Annotated in this window: 17 protein-coding genes; 12 read left to right on the top strand and 5 right to left on the bottom strand. The window is 62.1% G+C overall.

Annotated features, from left to right (window positions below):
- Position 1: 1 nt before the first annotated feature.
- Entirely contained in the window at positions 2-511 is a 510-nt protein-coding gene (gene moaC / locus DMP07_RS04875) for a cyclic pyranopterin monophosphate synthase MoaC (protein WP_123198009.1), read from the top strand.
- A gap of 166 nt (positions 512-677) precedes the next feature.
- Here the strand turns inward: moaC and DMP07_RS04870 are convergent, their stop codons facing one another.
- From DMP07_RS04870 to DMP07_RS04860, 3 genes are all read right to left on the bottom strand, one after another.
- Positions 678-1,172 carry a MogA/MoaB family molybdenum cofactor biosynthesis protein gene (locus tag DMP07_RS04870; protein WP_123198008.1) on the bottom strand — a complete coding sequence of 165 codons (495 nt, stop codon included), beginning with the start codon at positions 1,170-1,172 and terminating at the stop codon, positions 678-680.
- Positions 1,173-1,228: 56 nt separating this feature from the next.
- Positions 1,229-2,494, bottom strand: a complete 1,266-nt coding sequence (locus tag DMP07_RS04865) for a molybdopterin molybdotransferase MoeA (RefSeq protein ID WP_211324506.1) — start codon at positions 2,492-2,494, stop codon at positions 1,229-1,231.
- Between the two features lie 113 nt (positions 2,495-2,607).
- On the bottom strand, positions 2,608-3,486 hold the full coding sequence (locus DMP07_RS04860; RefSeq protein ID WP_123198007.1) for a class I SAM-dependent methyltransferase: 879 nt from the start codon (positions 3,484-3,486) through the stop codon (positions 2,608-2,610).
- A 482-nt stretch (positions 3,487-3,968) separates the two neighbouring features.
- On the opposite strand from DMP07_RS04860, the gene argS reads away from it, so the two are divergent.
- Both argS and DMP07_RS04850 read left to right on the top strand, forming a co-directional pair.
- A complete protein-coding gene (gene argS, locus DMP07_RS04855; RefSeq protein ID WP_123198006.1) occupies positions 3,969-5,693 on the top strand; it encodes an arginine--tRNA ligase in 1,725 nt (574 codons plus the stop codon).
- Between the two features lie 255 nt (positions 5,694-5,948).
- Complete coding sequence (locus tag DMP07_RS04850) at positions 5,949-6,266, top strand: thioredoxin family protein (protein ID WP_123198005.1); 318 nt, start codon at positions 5,949-5,951, stop codon at positions 6,264-6,266.
- Between the two features lie 75 nt (positions 6,267-6,341).
- On the opposite strand, the gene DMP07_RS04845 is transcribed toward DMP07_RS04850, so the two are convergent.
- Positions 6,342-7,838 carry a helix-turn-helix transcriptional regulator gene (locus tag DMP07_RS04845; RefSeq protein WP_161957030.1) on the bottom strand — a complete coding sequence of 499 codons (1,497 nt, stop codon included), beginning with the start codon at positions 7,836-7,838 and terminating at the stop codon, positions 6,342-6,344.
- A 334-nt stretch (positions 7,839-8,172) separates the two neighbouring features.
- On the opposite strand from DMP07_RS04845, the gene DMP07_RS04840 reads away from it, so the two are divergent.
- Together DMP07_RS04840 and DMP07_RS04835 are read left to right on the top strand one after the other, a co-directional pair.
- Positions 8,173-9,858 carry a molybdopterin-dependent oxidoreductase gene (locus DMP07_RS04840; RefSeq protein WP_244594863.1) on the top strand — a complete coding sequence of 562 codons (1,686 nt, stop codon included), beginning with the start codon at positions 8,173-8,175 and terminating at the stop codon, positions 9,856-9,858.
- A 23-nt stretch (positions 9,859-9,881) separates the two neighbouring features.
- A complete protein-coding gene (locus DMP07_RS04835) occupies positions 9,882-10,961 on the top strand; it encodes a molybdopterin-dependent oxidoreductase (RefSeq protein ID WP_123198003.1) in 1,080 nt (359 codons plus the stop codon).
- 241 nt (positions 10,962-11,202) lie between these two features.
- Here the strand turns inward: DMP07_RS04835 and DMP07_RS04830 are convergent, their stop codons facing one another.
- On the bottom strand, positions 11,203-12,687 hold the full coding sequence (locus DMP07_RS04830; protein ID WP_123198002.1) for a helix-turn-helix transcriptional regulator: 1,485 nt from the start codon (positions 12,685-12,687) through the stop codon (positions 11,203-11,205).
- A gap of 275 nt (positions 12,688-12,962) precedes the next feature.
- Between DMP07_RS04830 and DMP07_RS04825 the strand changes: the two genes are divergently transcribed.
- The 7 genes from DMP07_RS04825 (at position 12,963) to DMP07_RS04795 (ending at position 20,550) form a co-directional block, all read left to right on the top strand.
- On the top strand, positions 12,963-15,149 hold the full coding sequence (locus tag DMP07_RS04825) for a molybdopterin-containing oxidoreductase family protein (RefSeq protein WP_161957029.1): 2,187 nt from the start codon (positions 12,963-12,965) through the stop codon (positions 15,147-15,149).
- A complete protein-coding gene (locus DMP07_RS04820; RefSeq protein WP_123198000.1) occupies positions 15,149-15,688 on the top strand; it encodes a 4Fe-4S dicluster domain-containing protein in 540 nt (179 codons plus the stop codon). The genes DMP07_RS04825 and DMP07_RS04820 overlap by 1 nt, the downstream gene beginning before the upstream one ends.
- A 6-nt stretch (positions 15,689-15,694) precedes the next feature.
- Positions 15,695-16,579 carry an NrfD/PsrC family molybdoenzyme membrane anchor subunit gene (nrfD, locus tag DMP07_RS04815; RefSeq protein ID WP_123197999.1) on the top strand — a complete coding sequence of 295 codons (885 nt, stop codon included), beginning with the start codon at positions 15,695-15,697 and terminating at the stop codon, positions 16,577-16,579.
- A gap of 390 nt (positions 16,580-16,969) precedes the next feature.
- Entirely contained in the window at positions 16,970-17,407 is a 438-nt protein-coding gene (rplM, locus tag DMP07_RS04810; protein ID WP_123197998.1) for a 50S ribosomal protein L13, read from the top strand.
- 2 nt (positions 17,408-17,409) lie between these two features.
- Positions 17,410-17,802: a 30S ribosomal protein S9 gene (gene rpsI / locus DMP07_RS04805; protein ID WP_123197997.1), complete on the top strand. Its 393-nt coding sequence runs from the start codon at positions 17,410-17,412 to the stop codon at positions 17,800-17,802.
- Between the two features lie 361 nt (positions 17,803-18,163).
- Complete coding sequence (locus DMP07_RS04800) at positions 18,164-19,216, top strand: DNA cytosine methyltransferase (RefSeq protein ID WP_211324505.1); 1,053 nt, start codon at positions 18,164-18,166, stop codon at positions 19,214-19,216.
- Between the two features lie 23 nt (positions 19,217-19,239).
- Positions 19,240-20,550: an HpaII family restriction endonuclease gene (locus DMP07_RS04795; protein ID WP_161957028.1), complete on the top strand. Its 1,311-nt coding sequence runs from the start codon at positions 19,240-19,242 to the stop codon at positions 20,548-20,550.
- Positions 20,551-20,788 lie beyond the last annotated feature (238 nt).

Here is a 20,788-nt window from a genome sequence, read left to right as displayed (position 1 = left end):
AATGACGGATACGTTGACCCATATCGACGAACAGGGAGACGTGCGCATGGTGGACGTGTCGCAGAAGGCCGACACCGAGCGCGTCGCCGTGGCGGAAGGCTTCATTGCCATGAAGCCCGAAACCTTGGAGTTGATCGCGTCGGGTTCGGCCGCGAAAGGCGACGTGCTCGCCTGCGCGCGCGTGGCGGGCGTCATGGCGGCCAAGAAGACGAGCGACCTCATTCCCATGTGCCACCCGCTCAATATCACGAAGGCGAAGGTGTCGTGCGACCCGGTGCGCGCGGGCGAGCGCGCCGACGGCCTGGTGGGCATCCACGTCACCACGACGTGCGGCGTGACCGGCAAGACCGGCATCGAGATGGAGGCGCTTACGGCCGCAAGCGTGGCGTGCCTGACCGTGTACGACATGTGCAAGGCGGTCGACCGCGGCATGCAGATCATGGATGTGAGGCTGCTGAAAAAAGACGGCGGAAAAACGGGTCTGTGGGAGCGCTCGCAGGAGTGCGAGTAAACCGCCCGTTGCGCGAGCGTCTTTCCGCGAAGGCCTATGCGCTTCGTTTCGCATGCGCGGTTTTTTAATTTCAACTTGAGGAATGCGGGCGATTCGCTCGCATTCCTGCTTATTCGGGCGGAAACGAAAAGAGGTCGCGATCGCGACCTCTTTTGCTCTGTCGGTTCTAGTGGCCGGCGCCCTGCATCATGAGGGCGGCGTGCGGCAGCACGTCCACGATGCCTTCCCAGTTCTCGCGCGCGGCTTTCTCGCTTCCCGGGAGGTTGATCACGATGCTGCCGTCGCGCTGCATGCACACGGCGCGAGAGAGCATGGCGCGCGGCGTGATGCGCATGCTGTAGGCGCGCATGGCCTCGGCGATGCCGGGAACGTCGCGCGTGCACACGTCGCGCGTGGCCTCGGGGGTCACGTCGCGCGGAGACAGGCCGCTGCCGCCGCAGGTCAGCACGAAATCGGCGTTGAGGTCCTGGATCGCGTGGAGCAGCGCGCCCGAAATGAAGGGGCGGTCGTCTTCCACCACGACGCGCTCGAGACAGGTCCATCCGCGCGCGGCGATGAGCTCTTCGAGCGCGGCGCCGGCCGAATCGGTCTCGAGCGTGCGGGTGTCAGAGCAGGTGATGATGGCGAACGTGGGGCAGGGCTCCCGATATTCTTCAGACATGGATTCCTCTTTCCGTGATATCTTCCCGCATCCGTCCAAAGGACGGGCCGACGGCCCTACAGGACGATGTCCTCGGGCGCATCGAGCAGAATGCACTCTACCATGTCGCCTTCGAGCACGGGGTCGAGGCCTTCGGGCATGATGGCGACGCAATTGCTTTTCTGGATGACGCCGAACAGGCCGGAGCTCTGGTTTTTGGCGGGCGTCACCTCGAGCTCTCCGTCGGCGCCGCGCGCGATCGTGGCGCGCGAGAAGATGCGCCGCGGATCCTTCTTTTTCTTCGACGAGGTGATGCGCGCCTTGACGCACGGGTGCTCGAGGGCCGCATAGCCTTGCATGGCGCGCAGCGCGGGGCGGATGATCAGCGAGAAGCCCATGTAGGCGGCCGCGGGGTTGCCGGGCAGGCCGAACACGGGGGTGCCGTTCACCAGGCCGAACGTCTGGGCTTTGCCAGGACGCATGTTCACGGTGGTCATGTAGAGCGTGCCGAGACGCTCGACGACCGGCTTGATGAAGTCGAAATCGCCGTTGGAGGCGCCGCCGGTGGTCACGACGAAATCGTATTCGGCCGCCGCGCGTTCGACCGCTTGGGCAAGCAGGTCTTCGTCGTCGATCACGATGGGCAGGATATCGCAGGTCGCGCCCGCATCGATCGCGCACGCCGCCATGGCGTAGCCGTTCGAGTTGCGGATGTGTCCGGGGCCGGGCTTTGCGGGCGGCTCGACCAGCTCGCTGCCGATGGGAATAACCGCCACGCGCGGACGGCGGCGCACGGCCACTTCGAGCGCGCCGCATCCGGCCAGAAATCCGATGCCCGCCGGATGGATGACCTCTCCTTCATGCACGATCGTCTCGCCCTCGCGCGCCTCTTCGCCGGGCTGCCGCACGTTGTTGCCGAGCTTGCACGGCTCGCTGAAACGCACGCGGCTTCCCGTTTTGCCGTCGCCTGAAACGGTTTCGACGATTTCGTATTTCACGACCGAATCGGCGTCGGCGGGAAGGGCCGCGCCCGTCATGATGCGCACGCAGCGGCCGGGGGCGATCGGGCCTTCGTAGGTGCTGCCTGCGGGCACGTCGGCGATCACGTCGAGCTCGACGGGGGACTGCTCGGACGCTTCGGCCAGATCGCTCGCGTGCACGGCGAAGCCGTCCATGGCGGCGTGGGCGAAGGGGCTCACGTCCATATCGCTTTTCACGTCGGCGGCGGCGACGCGTCCGATCGCGTCGAGCAGCGGCACGGTTTCGGCGGGCAGGACGCTCACGTGCGAGACCACGAGCGCGCGGGCCTCTTCGAGTGAGATCATGGAGGGGATGTCCGACATAGCGGTCCTTTCTTTCGGGCCCATGTGCATGGGCGCTGGTCGCGGCGCGGAGGCGCCGGCGGATGGAGGGGCGGCGCGTGCCGTCCGGCTGCTGCGCGGACGGCACGCGCCGGTTAATAAGCGCTTTGAGGGCGGGTGTTCCAGGAAATGAAGGCCCACGACACGGTGCGCAGCACGTCGAGACACAGCAGGCCTTCGGGCACGCCCTTGCGGTCGGGCTTGCCCGCGTCGGGGTTTTCCACGATGTGCTGTTCGAGCCAGGCGGAAAGGCGCTCGCATGCCGCGGCGCGTTCGGCGTCGGTCAAAGGCGTGCCGCAGCGGTCGATCATGCGCGTGAAGTCGGCCATGGCGTCGGCGTGGGAGTCGAAGGTGTCTTTGCGCGTCGAATAGATGTAGTCGACCTTGGGCTCGAGGCCTTTCTGGGCCAGGATGCCGAAGGCGTACAGGTAGTCTTTCGTCGAGGCCGCGGGCACGCCGATCGCCGAAAGGATGCGGCTGTCCACATAGGGCGCCGTGCCTGTGGTCATGGTGATGCAGCACTTGCGGCGCGCGACGTGCGTGAGCTTGTCGATCGCTTCGTCCAATCGCGCGACAGACATGGAGCGCGACGCGATGGCCACGTCCACCATGTCGTCTTCGATACCGAAGGCGGACCAGTCGTCTTCCCAGCTCATCTTGAAGGCGTCGATGCCATCGACGCCGCGGACGGCGGCGTTTTCAGCCAGCTTGGCCAGCATGCCGTCGCTGAAGTCGGCCGCATGCACGTCGCAGCCGCGCTCGGCCAGCATGACGGCCAGCGTGCCCGTGCCGCATCCCATGTCGAAGACCGATTCGTTCGGGCGGATGTCGGCGAGCTTCAGGAAGTCTTCCGCGTAGGCGTTCTTCATGTCTTTGTTGTCGTAGCGCGCGGAACGCTTGTTCCAGCCCTGGGCGTCGTTGGGCTTGGGGCGCGTTTGCTGGACGAGCTCCCATTCTTTTTCGAAGTCGATCATGGACCCTCCTGCGTTCGGCGCGACGTGTCGCGGCGACCCCGCCGGTCGCGAGCGGGCCGGAATCCGGGGTATGTGCATTATTCTCGGACATGATAACGCGAAGCGTCGAAGCGCGCGACCGCTCGTGCAGCGAGGCTCGGAAACGCGATGCATAAAGGTATATTCCTTATGCAGTCCATTAAATGTGAAGTTCGTGTGATGCTAAGTTTGTGCATACTCGCGAGGTTTTTAACCGAATAAATTTACGATATTCCTCAAAAAAGCCTTTTTATGAAGATATATGCATGCAAATGCATTATTTCAAGCGGCCAAGATGTCGGCTATTTTTGTGCAGCTGTCCAAGAACGGGCGTTCCTCCCTTTTCGGACGCGCGGGAAACGCCTGGTGCCCTGCATGGTACAATCAGAAAGCTTATAGGTATTTTCAGCCCATGCCGTCCGGTGCGGCATGCGGTCTCAGCTCGAACGAAAGGGAAGGAACCTATGCAACCTCGCGAGGAACTGACGCAGCTTATCGGCGCTGCGCTGGACGCGGCCATCGCATCCGGCAAACTTCAGATGGAAAACGCTCCCGAAATCACGCTCGAGCGACCCCGAGACGAGGGTCACGGCGATTGGGCATGCACGGCCGCTATGCGTTGCGCGAAGCTCGCTAAGAAGAATCCCCGCGAAATCGCTCAGGTCATCGTCGACGCCATCCCTGAGAACACGCTGGTGAACAAGGTCGAGATCGCAGGCCCCGGTTTCATTAACTTCTACCTGAACAACGACGCCCTGCAGGACGTCGTGACCAAGGTCCGCTCCGAGAAGGGCGATTACGGCCGCGGCACCGTGCCCGAGGGCATGCGCAAGGTCAACATCGAATACATCTCCGCCAACCCCACCGGCCCCATGCACGTGGGCCACGGCCGCTGGGCCGCGCTGGGTTCCGCCACGGCGAACCTGATGCGCCACGCCGGCTACGACGTGTTCGAGGAGTTCTACATCAACGACCACGGCGTCCAGATGGACAAGTTCGGCCTGTCCATCGCCGCCCGTTACCTGCAGCAGCTCGGCCATGAAGACGTCGAGGTGCCCGAGGGCGGCTACAACGGCCTGTACGTCAACGACATCGCCAAAGAAATCATCGACCGCGACGGCGACAAGTGGGTCGACGCCGATGAGAACGAGCGCATGGTCGAGTTCCGCGAGTACGGCTACGCCTACATCATGAAGATGTTCCGCGACATCACCAACCGCTTCGGCAACCACTTCGAGCGTTGGCAGTCCGAGCGCGAGATGTACATTCCCTCCGACGAGTTCGACGGCAAGAGCCCGTTCGACTTCTGCCTGGGCAACCTGCGCGACCAGGGCGACATTTACGACCAGGACGGCGCCGTGTGGTTCCGCTCCTCCAAGTACGGCGACGAGAAGGACCGTGTCGTGCGCAAGGCCGACGGCGACTACACCTACTTCGCTTCCGACGTGGCCTACCACTACTGGAAGAAGCTGCGCGGCTTCGACCACCTGATCAACATCTGGGGCGCCGACCACCACGGCTACATCGCCCGCGTGGCCGCCGTTCTGTCCGCCATGGGCTATCCCGGCGCGCTCGAGATCATGCTCGGCCAGCTGGTCAACCTGTTCCGCGACGGCAAGCCCGTCCGTATGTCCAAGCGTACCGGCGAAATGATCACCTTCGAAGAGCTCATCGACGAGGTCGGCATCGACGCCACGCGCTACTACATGCTCAGCCGCTCCAGCGAGCAGCCGATCGACTTCGATATCGACGTCGCCAAGAAGCAGGACTCCTCCAACCCGGTGTACTACGACCAGTACGCGCACGCCCGCATCTGCAAGCTGCTGCGCGACGCGTCCGGCCATTCGGGCGAAGACAATCTGGACATGGACGCCGTTGCCGCCGAGTGCATCCCGGCCGACGTGGACCTGAGCGTGCTCACCGATCCTTCCGAGTTCGCCCTCATGCGCAAGATGAGCGAGTTCGGCGATCTGATCGCCCTGGCCGCCCGCGACCGCGCTCCGTTCCGCCTGACGCACTACGCTCAGGACCTGGCCAGCCTGTTCCACCAGTTCTATACGAACTGCCCGGTGCTCAAGGTCGAGGACGAGAAGGTCAAGCAGGCCCGTCTGGCCCTGTGCGACGCCACCCGCATCGTGCTTTCCACGACGCTCGGCATCCTGGGCATCTCCTCTCCGCAGCGCATGTAGAAGGAGCCTTCGGGCCCTCGCATCCGTGCGAACATATGAATGCAAAGGGAACCCGCGAGGGTTCCCTTTTTTGCGGGCGAAGCAGCGCGGGGGAGCGGCGGACCCGATTCCATTCCTCGTCGTACGGTTCGCCGGCAATGGCTTTCCAGCCGCCGAAGCGTGCCGCGCTTGCGCTTGACGGCCGTCCGCATCGTCCGACAATGCGGCGAAAGGCTTCATGCGGTCTCTGCGCCGCAGATACGGAGGTGATGCGCCATGCGTTTGATCGAACTCGACAAAGATAACTTCGATGCCATGGTGACCGATGCGCAGCAGCCGGTGTTGGTGGAATTCTTCAGCCCCGGGTGCGGGCCGTGCCATGCGCTTGCCGCCGTGCTCGAGGACATGGCGGACGCGCATCCGCACATCCGTTTCGCCGCCATGGACATCGTGCGGTTCCCCGATGCGGCTTGGGCGTTCGACGTGGCCGCCGCGCCCTCTACGCTGCTGTTCTCGGGCGGCCGCCGCGTCGATGCCGTGACGGGCTATGTGCCGCGTGAGCGCATCGAGGAGATGCTGGCGGTCGTGGAATAGCGCGGCATAGGAAAAGCGCGCCACGCCGCAGGGGCGAAGGCGCGCTTCGTGTTCGCGAGATATGGGGAATGCGCGTCAGTCTTTGGCGTGCTTGTCGTCTTTCGCGTCGGCGATGTCCAAGACGATGTCGATCATGTCCTGGCGGTCGCGAATGCCGAGTTTCGTGTAGATGTGCGCGACGTGCGACTTCACGGTGTTTTCGGCCAAGACCAGTTCTTCCTGGATGTAGGTTCGCGTGCGGCCCTGGGCCAGCAGGACCAAGATCTCGCTCTCGCGCGGCGAAAGCTTGTATTTCTTGGAAACCTCGGCGCAGCGGCGTTCCAGGGCGTCGGTCACCACGGCGGCGGCGTCGCTCGGCGCGGATTCGCGCTTGTTCCAGCTGTAATACATCGAGGCGATGGAGAGCACGTAGATCGCAGCGATCACGATGAGGTTTTCGACTGCGTCGGCTTTGCCCAGGAAGAGCACCCAGACGATCGACCCTGCAGCGTAAAGCGCCGTAGCCGTGCCGATGACGCGATACGAGGGGATGGTGGACAGGTCGAGCAGGATGGCCACCACCGCCCAGAACATCAGGTGCGAGAACGAGTCGTTGAGCCTCATGAGCGTGTCGAGCACGGCGGGGTTGGCGTTCTGGTCGCCGGCGAGGATCATGGACACGGACAGCGTGATGATGATCGTGATGAACGACGGCTGGAAACGCAGGCGCAGCGGCCAGTTCTCGGTGCGTCCGAGGGCGAGATAGGAAAACGCCGCCAGGCCGAGGCAGTAGGCCAGGAAAAGCAGCGGACTCGACGTCATGGACGGGTGGTCGAACTCGTCGATGTGGCCTTCGCCCCACAGGCCGACGAAGCTCAGACTGCGCACAGTGGCCAGCAGCAGCGACGCCGCGGCGATCAGGATGATGGCGTCGCGGATATCGTCGCGCATGCCTTTTTTCTGCTCAGCGCGCGGGCGCGAGGGCACGCCGAATACCGTGCGGCCGGTTTTTTCGCTGCTGCGCTGCTTGAACGCCGCGCTGCGGGCGCACTGGAAGAACACCGTGGAAAGAATGGGCATCAGCACGACGGCGGATACCTGCACGTCGGTGCTGAGAAGACGCTCGGCGAGCGAGACCAAGGCGGGCTCGGCGATCAGCGATATGGCGAGACACATCATGGTGGGCATGAAGCTCTGGGTGCGCGCGAGCAGCAGCACGAAGCGCGCCGTGAGCCAGAAGTAGCCCACGCCGAAAAGCAGCAGGCCTCCGACGGCGAGCGCGACGGGAGGGAAGGCGCTCTGGCTGGAAGCGATGGCGAAGCATGCCGTTCCGACCGATGCCAGCAGCGTGACCACGGGCCATAGCGACGATTCCATCTCTCGCATTTTGCGCGGCAACGCGGCGAGTACGACGCTCATGGCAAGGATGCCCATGAGGAAGAACGCGCGCTGGTTGACGGGCACGCCGAACCCTGACAGGGCGTCGGTGAACCCCGGCGTGTGCCCTGCGAGCGTGCACCAGGTTAGGTTGACGGTAAGGCCGATGGCGGCGAATAGCGCGCAAAGGCCGGCATCTTTAAAGGATGCGAGCATTCCCTCTCCTTCGGTATATTGCATGTTTTTGCGGTCGTACGGCTCTCTCCGACCGCGGGGAGCGGACGTCTTATCACCTGTTCCTTCATTGTCCGTGAAAAGTCCCCGTCTGTCTACGGAGAAAGGCTCGCTATTGGCTCAGTACTGGTCATTTCACCCATCAACCAAAAGGGTCTATGCCCTTTATCAGGCATTTAGCGCGGATGTGTTGATGCGCGCCCGCCTTGCGGAGGGCTAATCTCGAGTCTGTCAGATGGACCCGAGGGGTCCGATAGGGGGCGGCGGCGATCGTTTTCGGGTAGGAAACGGCGACCGTCGCAATGAAGAAGGGGGAATGATGAAGAAGGTGACGAAGCGCGCTGCCATGGTAACAGGCATAGCAACCGTGCTTGCGGCGTCGGCTCTCATGGTGCCTGCCTTCGCAGTCGATTCGGCTTCTACCGCGGCAGAGATCGTCCGCGGCGGCGAGCCCGACGGCGATGTGCAGTATCCTGGCAAGGAGTACATCATCGAGAACTACGAGAAGTGGGACCAGATCGCCGAGGAGTACGCTCCTGAGATTCGCCAGCTTCCTAACGGCAAGCTGGTTCAGCGCACTCCTTCCGAGTACGAGTGCCCGCACTGGATGCAGCAAAGCTGGACCATTTCGTACAACACCTACTACCTGGATGCCGACAAGAAGGGCTGCAACTCCTGCCATGCCGACCTCAACGAGACCGTCATGAACATGGAATACCGCCACGCTGTGCTTCCCAACAAAGATCTTGAGACCTACAGCGACGTCGAGCAGTGCATCACCTGCCATCGCGACAACGGCGACGAGTTCGGTCGTCTGATGCACGGCATCCACTTCAACAGCCGCAACTCCGAGAAGTTCAAGGACGGCTTCGACGGCACGTGCGAGTCCTGCCACACCGCCACGGGCGACGGCAACGGTCTGCAGCTGTGGGAGAACGTGAAATACGACGCCTTGAAGGACAGCATCACCACGGTCGAGAACGTCGAGGGCAACTTCGACTTCACGCAGGATAAGGTCCAGACCATGGACGAGCTGTACAGCTACGACTTCGTTCACGGCTACTACGACCACATGCGCTATGCATGCTCCGATGCCGCTCTCGACCTCGACCTGCCCCAGAGCATGATGGACGAGTGGGAGATCACCATCGAGGGCAACGTGCCCAACCCCTACACCGCTAAGCTGGTCGACCTGATCGCCGAGGCCGAGGCCGAAGGCGCCGTCGTGACCAAGGCTTCCAAGATGGTCTGCGAGCTTAACCCGACCGGTGGCGGCGGCATCGGCCAGACCGAGATCACGGGCATTCCCGTGAGCTGGCTGATCGAGCGCGCCGGCGGCATGACCGACGGTACCAACTCCATCCGCTGCGTCCGTGCCGACGGTTCTTCCAAGAACGGCATCGACGTCTCCATGCTCGAGAACGAGTATCTGGTCTACAAGATGGGCGGCGAGTACCTCGACGCACGTCGCGGCTTCCCTTGCATCAACTGGGTCGAGAGCTATGACGCTCAGGTCTTCTCCAAGCAGCCCTCCGGCTACATCGTTTCCTCCGACGTTATGGACGAGCGCGTGTGCGGTCAGGTGAACCAGGAAGACGCTCATGTCAATCGCCCGAACGCGACGATTTGCGGCACGCCTGAGGGCCTGATCATCGAGACCGGCAAGCCCTACACCTTCCAGGGTTACGTCGACGCTTTCGACCACAAGGCCAAGACGCTCGAGTTCTCCATGGACCATGGCGAGACCTGGACGACCTACGATTTGGGCGATACCGACAACAAGCGTTGGATCTGGTGGACCTTCGAGTGGACCCCGCCTGAGCACGGCGCCTACTGCCTGAGCGTTCGCGCAACCACCGATCAGGGCGAAGTGAGCTTCCGCGAGCATGAGGTCATGGTCAACGCTATGGACCAGCTGCCTGCCGAGGACAAGGTCATCAAGGCCGGCGGTCCCGATTCCGACCTGCCTCTGATGTTCTCGACCGGTCTTGAGAACGAATAGTCGACACGAAGGAGCGTTTTCTTATGAATAAGAAGAAAGCAATGGCTGCAGGAGCGGCTGGTGGCGCCCTTCTGCTGGGAATGACCGGCGTTGCCGTCGCCGCGGGCGGCCCGACGATCCTGGGCGGCCAGGATGCACCCGAGGGCGCTACGCACGAGAACAACGGCTACATCATCGACTCGCACACGCTGCAGCTCGAAGAGAGCGACTATGTCAAGGTCGCCGACAAAGAGGGCACGTTCTTCTTCAACCAGGACGGCGTGACCCCCAACGACGATCTGTTCAACGTGTTCGGCACGACGATCACCTCGATGTGCTCCAAGCCCGCTAACGAACTTGTCGTGGGCGATGCCGCCGAGGGCGTTGCGACCTACTACATCAACGTGGGCGGCAACATCAAGGAGAGCTTCTCCGTGAACCTCGAGGACATGGAAGAGCAGTCCGAAGAGCAGACCATGGTGTGCTCTTGCGCGACCGGCGCTCCGTTCGGCCAGGCTGCCGTCGTGGGCGTGCCTCTGGCGGCCGTGGTGGACATGGCCGACCTCGAGGACGGCGTGAACACCGTGACGGCTTACGGCGCCGACGGCTTCGGCCAGGCCCTGCCGCTGCAGTACTGCCTCGACCGCGATGCGCTGCTGGTCTATGAGGTCAACGGCGAGAAGCTCAAGAGCGAAGTCGGTCCCTCCGCCCAGCTGTGGATGCCCGAGACCGTCGCCCGTTACTTCACGCGCAACGTCGTCGACATCAAGCTGACCGCCGAGGACCAGGTTCCCGACGTCCAGTCCGTCGATCCGGCGTACCGCAACAAGATCGAGATCATGAACAGCGCCGACGGCTGCGTGTTCTTCGCCGGCGACGCGATCACCTTCGAGGGCGTGGCCGACGACCTGGGCAGCGCCATCGAGGCCATCGAGTTCTCCTTCGACGGCGGCGAGACCTGGACCGAGTGCCTGACCGAAGGCGCTACCGCCGACAAGTGGGTCAACTGGCAGTTCGAGACCTCCTTCGAGGAGGCCGGCGAGTACCAGCTCACCGTTCGTGCCCGTACGGCCGACGGCATGGTGTCGCCTCTCGAGGCTAGCCTGACGTTCGAAGTGATCTAGCCTTTCAGGCTATCCTTCCGAAGCGGGGCATGCGGCGGCGGGCCATCGATCCCTCCCCAAGCCTGAGGCTCGCCGCCCGCCCGATTCGGCGTCGTTTGAGACGCCGTTCCCCTCCTTTTGTCATGCGTAACTGCATCGGCCCCCGTTCCGGTTTCGACCGGAGCGGGGGCCGCTTTGCGTTGAGGGGCTGAAAAGGGGCGGGCGTGCGTCTCGGCATGCGCGTCGCATCGCGCCGCCGCTGTTAAAAGCTGTTCATTCGATCGATGATTTCCTGGCGGGAATGCAGGTCGGTCTTCGCGTAAACATGCTTGATATGCACGCGTACCGTGGCGGGGGTGATGCAGAGGTCTTCGGCAATCGCTTGCTGCGTCTTGCCGAGGGCGTACAAGCCGATCACCTCCGCCTCACGGTCGGACAGTCCGAATTCCTTTTGCAGCTTTTCCGCATCGTGCAAAATCAGCTCTTTACGCATGGAGGCACCGCTCATTTGCGCGCCCTTCAGGCCGAGCAGCTTTTCGAGGCGCTGCGTGCTCTTTTGAGCCGCGTCGGTGTCGCTGTATGCGGTCTTCAACAGCCTGATGAAGACGAATTGCGTCGATGCCAGAATCATGGCTCCCGATAGCGCCGCCAAAAGAGTGGGGTCGCTGAGGAACGGGCCGGGGGTGTGTCCGACGACGATTTGCACAAGCGCGCGCGGAAGGAGATAGGCGAGCCATCCGGCCAGCCCGTAGAAGAAGGGGTCCTTGGTTCCGTAGTGGGAAAAAGCCATGATCAAATACCAGATAAAGCCCGTCATGACCGCGCTGAGCGTAGTGGAAACGGCGGCTCCGATCGAGAGCCGTTCCGGGAAAGCCGCGTAGAACAGCAACGCGGTGATGCCCAGGCCCTGCATGAGAATCCAGATTCCGGTCGTCATCATCGTGCGCGGCCGCAATATCGCGCCGACGGCGATGCCTACGGTGACGGCGGTCGTCACGAAGAGATAGCTCGCGTCGGGCAACGGAGCGCCGCCTTCGACGAAACGGAACGGGGACCCCTCGACGACGCCCATGGCGAACGAAAGGGCGGATATGCTGACCGTCATGGTGAGGAAGAGGCGCGGATTGTCGGTTTTGGCGCTTTCGAATCCGAAATAGCCCGTATCCGGCATCTCGACGGGACATGCGGACGGATCGCGTCTGGAGGCGTAAAACGCCAAGGGCAGCTGCAGGGGAGCGAGCAGGCCGGCGACCAGGCACGCATCGTCGGAGGGCATGAGCACGAATGCGTACACGACGGGTTCTGCGATGCTGAGCGCGCCGAACGTCACGATGACGGCGGCGATCGACGATGCCGCTTGCATGCGGCGCAGCCATGAGAGAATCGATATCCAGCTGGAAAGCGACGCTATCGCGGAAAGCCCGATGGATGCGGAGGGCGCTTTCGCCGCAAGGAGGCCGAGCGCCGCGATGGATGCGCACTGCACGGCGATCGATATGAAGAATGCGGCATCGACGGACCTTTTCGAAAGGGGGTTGTGCGCCTTGTAAAGCGCGAGCATGGCGATGAATATCGGCACGGAGGCGATGCCCGTTCCGAGTCCGTTGCTCAGCACCTCGAACCCGCTCGTGAGCCCGCTGAGCCCCGACACGATCATTGCGATATGCGAAAGAGCCAGGCCTGCGATGATCGGGATAGGCGCGGCGTAGGCCGTGAGCGAACGAAGCTTCGGAAGAGGCGAATGCACGGAGATTTCCTTTCGACGGTCGTGGCGGCGGTCAAGTATATCAAGGGCGATTCCGACTGCATTTTATTGCGGATGCGAAGTGCTATTTTCTTAAAACCCCAGTACAAATGCATACCCCCTAAGGGGGTAGAGTCGCTATTTTCCCTCAAATGGGGCATGCGAAGACGGTTTTCGACCGGTGATAATGCGCTTGCGCCGCGTCGGCGGGGCCCATGGCCCTGTCCGGCGATGCAGCGCGAACCAATCAACCGACAACGCAAGGGGGGGATCGATTTATGCCGAGTAGTGCTCTTACGAGACGTTCGTTTTTCGCTGCAGGCGCTGCAGCCGGGGCGGCGGTCGCGTTCGGCGGCGTGGGCGTCGGCGGCAGACGTTCCGAGGCTTTCGCATGGGGCGAAGACCATGTCGTGGAATACGCGGCGACGACGTGCGATGGTTGCGGCAACAAATGCGGCATGGGGGCTTGGACGCAGGACGGCGCCCTGTGGCGCTTCATGGGACTCGAGGATCATCCGTTCGCGCATGGGCATCTGTGCGTGCGCGGCTTGGGGTACACGGCGGTCGCTTATTCCGAAGACCGCTTGACCACGCCGCTGAAAAACGACGGCCAGGGCAATTTCTCCGCCGTATCGTGGGACGAGGCGATCGTCGATATCGCGGCCCGCATCAAGGAGGCCGAACCGTCGCGCGTGGCGTTGTTCCAGGATTCCCGAGCGACCGACCAGTATTACACCCAGCGCTTCATGAATGCGCTGGGGTCGGCGAACTACTACACCGATACCGTGCTGACCGATATGGACATCCTTACCGGCATAACGAATATCCTGGGCGTGTTCCCCGCGCCGCATGCCGAGGGATCGAAATATATCGTCCTTCTGGACAAGAGCTATTACGAAGGCGTGCGCCCTGCGGAGACCGAGGAAGTGATCCGCGTGCGCGAAAACGGCGGAAAAGTGGTCGTCGTAGACCCTCGTTTGCCGAGCATCGGTGCATTGGCCGATGAATGGGTGTGCGTCCGCCCCGGCTTCGAGCTTGCGTTCCTCCTGGGCGTGATGGGGCATCTGTTGAACAACGACCTCTACGATAAGGCGTTCGTCGAGGCCAACGGAACGGGATTCGAGGCTTTCGCCGAAAGCGTGCGCTCCTATGATGCCGCCTGGGCGAGCGGGAAGACCGGCATTCCTGAGGCCAAAATCGCCGAGATCGCCGAAGGCCTGGCCGCCGCCGCGCCGCATTGCTATGTGGACATGCAGTGGGCCGGCACCGTGGGAAGCGGCTACCGCAACAGTGCCGAAACCGTGCGCTGCATCATTTTGCTTAATGCGATGCTGGGCAATTTCAACCAGGAGGGCGGCTGGGTATTCCCGCTGGGTCCGTGGGTCGACGACAGCGCGTTCGACCCGACGGTGTTCAAGCCCGTCGGCTATCCGCAAAGCTATGCGATCGGCGCGGGCGTGCATCCTCTTGCTTATATGTATGCAAACGATTGCCAGGCCGCTATGGCCGCGGCCGCCGAGGGCGCGCTCGACGTGGCGTTGTTCTTCGGCAGCAATCCTCTTGCCGACTATCCTCAGGCCGCGATGACTGCGCAGGATGTGGAAAAAATCGGCTTCAAGGTGGTCGTCGACAGCTTTATGACCGAAACCGCCAAGACGGCCGACTATGTGCTGCCCGAGACGACCTATCTCGAGCGTCGCGGCATCGTAGGCACCGCTACCGCTCCTGCGACCGTGGCCACGCTGCGCAATCCCGTGATCGACCAGGTGCATCCCGAGACCAAGCCGACGTATCGAATCATCGTCGACCTGGCCGAGGCATGCGGTCTGGGCGAATACTTCTCTTTCACGCTCGACCAGCTCAACGAGACGTATTGCGCGGCTTACGGCGTTTCCTACGACGCGCTGAAATCCGACGGCTTGGCTCCTATCCCCGGTTGCGAGCTCGAATTCGGCAACGTTCCGGCGTTCGCTACGAAGTCGGGCAAAATCGAGTTCGCGTGCGAGGCCTACGCGACGGGCGGCATGTCTGCCGTTCCCGCATGGATCGAGCCGGCCGTGTCCGCTTCCGGCGAATCGTTGCGTCTGATCACGGGCGACCAGGTATTCCAGAGCAAGACCTACACCATGGCAAGCGATAAGCTGGCGCAGCTCGCGAAGGATTTCGAAGCCGACCGCGTTTGGATGGCGACGTCGCGCGCAGCAGAGCTCGGCATCGAGGACGGCGACGTGGTGGAGCTTTCGAACGACAGCGGATCGGTGCAGGCGAAGGTTCGCGTGACCGGCCGCATTCATCCCGACGCCGTGTATCTGCCGCCGCATTACGGCTGCGAATCGGAAGAGATTCGCGCGGCATTCGGGTTCGGCGCGTCGCATAAGGCGCTCGTCACGCGCCAGGCCGAGCCCGAATCGGGCTCCGGCATGCTGCAGGAAGTCCTCGTGAACGTGAAGAAGGTGGGTGCCTAATGGCTCGTTACGGAATGCTTATCGACACCACGAGGTGCATCGGCTGCTATGCCTGTCGCATCGCGTGCCAGAATCAGAACCATCTTCCCGCCGATGTCTCGCTGATCGATTTCCATGAGTTCGAGCGCGGCGCCCAGCCGTGCGTGCGCGTGGAAACCGTTCCGACCCAGTGCATGCACTGCGAAGACGCGCCGTGCCAGGCGGTGTGCCCGACGGCGGCGACTTATACCGACCCCGACGGAATCGTGCGCATCGACTCCGAAAAGTGCATCGGCTGCAAATATTGCATGGCCGCCTGCCCGTATCAGGCGCGTGTTGTGGACCATCGTACGGGCGTGGTGGGCAAGTGCCGTTTCTGCACGCTGTATGCGCCGCTCGAAGAGGGTATGTCCACGTGCTTGACGGCCTGCCCCGCGGGCGTGCGCATGTTCGGCGACCTGGACGACCCCGAGTCCGATATCTCCAAGCGCATCGTCGAGACGAATGCTCAGCCCATCGCGGGCGATCTGACCAAGTCCAAGATCTACTACGTGAGGTGATGAAGGATGTCTATCGAACCTGTATGGGGCGCGCCGATCGCGTGGTATCTGTTCCTTGCGGGCCTGGGCGCAGGCGCCTATATCACGTCGGCGTTTCTGCGCTGGCGCCACCCCGAGGCTTGCGGCATGCGCCTCGCCGGCCACGTCATCGCGCCTATCGCGGTGGCGATCGGATTGGTGCTTTTGATGGTGGACGCCGAGGCCGGCTTGCATAATCCCCTGCGTTTCGCGCTATTGCTGAGCAACTTCGGCTCGGTGATGACGTGGGGCGTGGTCTTCTTGAGCGTCTTCATGGCGGTCGCCCTGATTACGGCGGCGCTCGACCTTATGAAGAAGAAGGTGCCGGGCTGGCTCGAGATGGCAGGGGCAGTGGTGGCGCTGTGCGTGGCGGCCTATACCGGCGCACTGCTGGGCGTGTGCAACACCTATCCCTTGTGGAACAACGCGCTTCTGCCTGTGCTGTTCACCGTGTCGGCCCTTTCCGCAGGTGCAGCGTCGGTCTTGCTGGCGGCCGTGGTACGTCATGCCGACGAGTTCAACAAGGCGGGTGTGCTGAAGAAGTTTCACTTCTGCCTGCCGATCATCGAGATGCTGCTGGTGGCTTCGCTGTGCTTCATCACGGCGTTCAATTCCACTGCAGGCTTCGAATCGGTTGCGAGCCTGGTGGCGGGCGAGTGGGCCGTTTGGTTCTGGCTCGGCTTGGTGTTCGTGGGTCTGATTCTTCCCACGGTGCTTGAGACGTGGCTTTTGTTCTTCACGTCGAAGGAGTTCGAGGAAAGCCGCAAGGCGCATTGGATCAGCTTCGCGTCCGATGCGGGCGTTCTGGTCGGCGGCTTTATGCTGCGCTACTTGGTGGTGATGGCCGCCGTGCCGCTGACCTTCGTGATGTAGGCGGAAAAGAACGAAGGCGGCATTCGACCTTTCAGAGACCGGAGTTCGCCTCCGGTCTCTTTTTCTGCGGAAGGAGATGCGCGCGAGGCGGTCGCCCTCTTGTCGCGGCCTTGCTCGAAACGGTTGCGTGCGCACCCTAGTTACTAAAAGAAACCGCACGTCATAGCCGAAAAACGCGGTCGATTTTTCATGAAGCCGTATTGACGGAGGCGAATACGATTCCTATACTGTAAAAGTTCGCTTTCAAAAGCCCCGTACTTGCTGCGCAAAAACGGGACACGACGTGAATGGAAGTCCAGATCCGGAAGCGTCGGCTTGGCGTAGGAACCCGAGCAGTCTTGTTGCCAGCACTTTTGAACTAGAACAAAAAGAAATCTATTGGAGGATACAGTGAAGACGTATTACGCAAAGCCGCAGGAGGTTGCGCGCGAGTGGTTCGTCATTGACGCCACTGACCAGGTGCTGGGTCGCGTTGCTGCCAAAGCCGCCCACATTCTGAAGGGTAAGCATAAGCCGCAGTACACCCCCCATGTCGACACCGGCGATTTCGTCATCATTCTCAATGCTGACAAGATCCGCATGACGGGCACCAAGGCCACCAGCAAGGAATACTACCGTCACTCCGGTTATCCCGGCGGCCTGAAGATGGAAACCTTCGCCGAGGCTATGCAGAAGCATCCCGAGCGCGTCATCGAGCACGCTGTCAAGGGCATGCTGCCCAAGAACACGCTTGGTCGCGCCCAGGGCAAGAAGCTGAAGGTGTACGTCGGCTCTGAGCATCCGCATGCTGCTCAGAATCCCCGCGAGATCAAGATGGAGGAGAACTAACAATGGCAGCTGAAGCTCTGTATTACGGCACTGGCCGTCGTAAGAACGCCGTTGCTCGCGTCCGTTTGGTCCCCGGCACCGGCAAGGTTACCGTCAACGGCCGCGACGCGAAGGAGTTCTTCGGTCGCGAGGCTCTGGTGAACTACGCCATGGCTCCGTTCAAGGTCACCGACACCCAGGGTCACTTCGACGTCATCGCTCGCTGCAATGGCGGCGGCATTTCCGGTCAGGCCGGCGCTCTGCGTCACGGCATCAGCCGTGCGCTGCTCCAGGCTGGCGAGTACCGTCCCGAGCTCAAGAAGGCTGGCTTCCTGACTCGTGACGCTCGTATGGTCGAGCGCAAGAAGTACGGCCTCAAGAAGGCCCGTAAGCGCCCGCAGTTCAGCAAGCGCTAAGCTTACCGCGTTATTCACGTCGGTTCGAAAGCCCGCTTCTTCGGAGGCGGGCTTTCTTTTTCTATCGCGTCGCGCAAGGCGGGTTCGCACGATGCGGGTGTGTCTTTCGGGTTCGCGGTTGCGGCCGCGCGCTCGATCGCGCACGTCGTCGGAGACGCGCTTCCGATGCGGAGAGGTCGTCGGAAGCGCGAACCTGGCGCATCGATGGCGTGCCATGCTGCGTATCGGGTTGTTTTTCGGAGCGGCCCGCTTCTTGTTTCATCGCGCGGCGCGACGCATTACAATACATAGTTCGTGTCTTCACGCCGGCCTGTCGCGTCGGCGTTTTCCATCATGCCGACAGTTCATCGGGAGGAGCGCTTTGAGTTCTAAGACCCTGAAAACGATCGACCTTTTCGCCGGCATCGGCGGCATTCGCATGGGGTTCGAGCGCGCGTTCGGCGATAACGTGGAGACGGTGTTCGCAAGCGAGTTCGACGAACATGCGGTGAAGACTTACGCGGCCAACTTCGACACGCCGGCCGTGCCGTGCTCGTCGAAAGAGCCCATGTGCACCGCTCCGTACGTGTACGGCGATATCACGCAGGTCTCGGCCGAAGACATTCCCGCGTTCGATATCTGCCTGGCGGGCTTTCCGTGCCAGGCGTTTTCCATCGCCGGCTCGAAGATGGGTTTCGAAGACAACTTCAAAGGCCGCAGCCGCGGCACGCTGTTTTTCGACGTGCTGCGCATCTGTGAGCGCCACAAGCCGCGCGTCATTTTCTGCGAAAACGTGAAAGGCCTGGTCATGCATGATAAAGGCCGCACGTTGAAGGTGATCAGGGGCGCGCTCGAGCAGATCGGCTACACCGTGTACGACGCCGTGCTCAACAGCAAAGACTACGGCGTGGCGCAGAACCGCGAGCGCATCTACATCGTGGCGTTTCGCAACGACGTGGACTCGAGCTCGTTTCGCTTCCCCGAACCTACCGATGCAGGCGTCGTGCTGGCCGACATTTTGGAAGACGCGCCCGTTCCTTCGCGTTACTACCTTTCGGACACGTATCTGGCAACGCTGGAGCGCCATAAGCAGCGTCATCGTTCGCGTGGCAACGGCTTCGGCTACATGGTGCGCCCCCTGGACGGGAAATCGGGCGCCATCGTGTGCGGCGGCATGGGCCGCGAGCGCAATCTGATCGCCGACCATCGTGAGCACAGCATGGTGCCCACCACGGCGATCAAGGGCAAGATCAACGACGCCGACATTCGCAAGCTCACGCCGCGCGAATGGGCGCGCCTGCAGGGTTTTCCCGATTCGTACAAGCTGCCGCTGTCCGACACGCATCTGTACAAGCAGCTCGGCAACAGCGTCACGGTGCCGGTGATCGAGGCCATCGCGCGCGAGGTGCGCGCGGTGCTCGAGGCGCAGGACTGACGGAGCGGGGAAAGGGGCGACGCGTGAGCAAGCGCATTCACGACCAGGAATACAACAGGGGAGAATGGGCCGAGCTCTACGTGTTCTTGCGCCTGCTCGGCACGGGGCGGCTGCATGCGGCCGATAGCGAACTGGACTGTAAGCCCGATTCGTTTCTCGAAGTGTCGAAGGTCCTGCGCTGCGAGGCGTCGGGCGAACCGCTTGCGTACGAGGTCGATTCCGTGGCCGGAACGGTCACGGTGCGGCGCGGCTGCGGCGCAGGCGAGACGCCGAAGTCCGCCGAGCGCGGCATGGCCGCCTGCAAGGGGGAATTCCCCCAGGCGTCGCTGTTTTCCTGCGACGGGGCGGCGCCGACGCTTGCCGCCGGCACCGATGACGCGCCGCTCGAACGCGTCGATGGCGAGGGTTGCTGCGAACGGGTGGTTTCCATGGCCGATTGCGAACGCGCGGCGCACGGGCTGTTCCGGCATCTCGTTTCATCCGAGTCGCGCGCGAAAACCATGCATGCGCCTGCCGAGGTGTGCGATTTCGTCGATTCGATCGGCGTGCGCAATCCGAAGGCGCCGGGCGTGCAGGGGCGTGACAAGGCTTACGGCGGCAAGGCCGACATCGTCATCGAGACGCGCGACGGCCGCAATGCGCTGGTCAACAGGATGGGGTTCTCGGTCAAATCGCAGTTCGGCAGCCCCGCCACGCTGTTCAACGCAAGCCCCTCCGCGCCGCTTCTGTATTGGGTTGCGCATTGCGACGATGCGCTGATGAAGGAATTCAACGCATTGCACGACGCGCGCGGCAACCGGGGATGGTTCGCGTGCTGCCAGCCGTTTTTCGATCGGCACGGGCTGCGCGTCAGCTTCGCCCGCGCTCGCAATGCGGGCTCGTTCGAGCGCAATCTGCTGTTCGTGCGCGAAGGCATGCTTGAAATCATCGCGGCATGCGTGCGCGAGCGCTTCATCGGCGGCGCGCCGACGTCCGACGTGGCGGCCGTCACGGCATCGGTCGCCGAGCAGAATCCGATGCGCTACCCGCCCGCCGTGGCCTCGGCAGTGTACGAGAAGGCCATGAAGGACTTTCTCTACGCGGCGTTCTCGGGCATGTCGGCCACCAAGCCGTGGGACGGCGTGGAGCAGGTCAACGGCGGCTACATCGTGGTGAAGCCCGATGGCGACGTGCTGTGCTATCACGCTAACGACCGCGAGGAATTCAGGGAATACCTTTTCCGCAATACGGTGTTCGAATACGTGAGCGCCAAGAAATACGGCTGGAGCCTGATCGAGAAAATAGACGGCGAATACCTGCTGCCTGTGAATTTCTCCATCAGGTTCAAGAAGTAGTGATTTCTTTTCTACTGAAGAAAGCTTTTAGAAAGCAGGAGCAATAAAAGAAACCCTCTTACTTAAAGGATATTAGTTACTTTTAGTAAGAGGGTTTCTATATGGAATGAAGTTCGAAGATAAACCAGGTTAATCTAAATATTACTTAAAGATACCAGGTATGCATTTCGCTTATTAAGATTCATTACCTTTAGGTTTCTAAAAGTAATCAACACTACTAAAATCTATATGCAATCTT

It is taken from the genome of Slackia faecicanis (genome assembly GCF_003725295.1).
Taxonomy (GTDB): domain Bacteria; phylum Actinomycetota; class Coriobacteriia; order Coriobacteriales; family Eggerthellaceae; genus Slackia; species Slackia faecicanis.
Note: the sequence above shows the minus strand (reverse complement) of the source record. Positions and strands in the feature narration are given on the sequence as shown.

What these genes read in the sequence shown, in the direction of transcription:
- moaC (WP_123198009.1), top strand. Translation starts at nt 2, where the DNA reads ATGACGGATACGTTGACCCATATCGACGAACAGGGAGACGTGCGCATG.
- DMP07_RS04870 (WP_123198008.1), bottom strand. Translation starts at nt 1,172, where the DNA reads ATGTCTGAAGAATATCGGGAGCCCTGCCCCACGTTCGCCATCATCACC.
- DMP07_RS04865 (WP_211324506.1), bottom strand. Translation starts at nt 2,494, where the DNA reads ATGTCGGACATCCCCTCCATGATCTCACTCGAAGAGGCCCGCGCGCTC.
- DMP07_RS04860 (WP_123198007.1), bottom strand. Translation starts at nt 3,486, where the DNA reads ATGATCGACTTCGAAAAAGAATGGGAGCTCGTCCAGCAAACGCGCCCC.
- argS (WP_123198006.1), top strand. Translation starts at nt 3,969, where the DNA reads ATGCAACCTCGCGAGGAACTGACGCAGCTTATCGGCGCTGCGCTGGAC.
- DMP07_RS04850 (WP_123198005.1), top strand. Translation starts at nt 5,949, where the DNA reads ATGCGTTTGATCGAACTCGACAAAGATAACTTCGATGCCATGGTGACC.
- DMP07_RS04845 (WP_161957030.1), bottom strand. Translation starts at nt 7,838, where the DNA reads ATGCTCGCATCCTTTAAAGATGCCGGCCTTTGCGCGCTATTCGCCGCC.
- DMP07_RS04840 (WP_244594863.1), top strand. Translation starts at nt 8,173, where the DNA reads ATGATGAAGAAGGTGACGAAGCGCGCTGCCATGGTAACAGGCATAGCA.
- DMP07_RS04835 (WP_123198003.1), top strand. Translation starts at nt 9,882, where the DNA reads ATGAATAAGAAGAAAGCAATGGCTGCAGGAGCGGCTGGTGGCGCCCTT.
- DMP07_RS04825 (WP_161957029.1), top strand. Translation starts at nt 12,963, where the DNA reads ATGCCGAGTAGTGCTCTTACGAGACGTTCGTTTTTCGCTGCAGGCGCT.
- DMP07_RS04820 (WP_123198000.1), top strand. Translation starts at nt 15,149, where the DNA reads ATGGCTCGTTACGGAATGCTTATCGACACCACGAGGTGCATCGGCTGC.
- nrfD (WP_123197999.1), top strand. Translation starts at nt 15,695, where the DNA reads ATGTCTATCGAACCTGTATGGGGCGCGCCGATCGCGTGGTATCTGTTC.
- rpsI (WP_123197997.1), top strand. Translation starts at nt 17,410, where the DNA reads ATGGCAGCTGAAGCTCTGTATTACGGCACTGGCCGTCGTAAGAACGCC.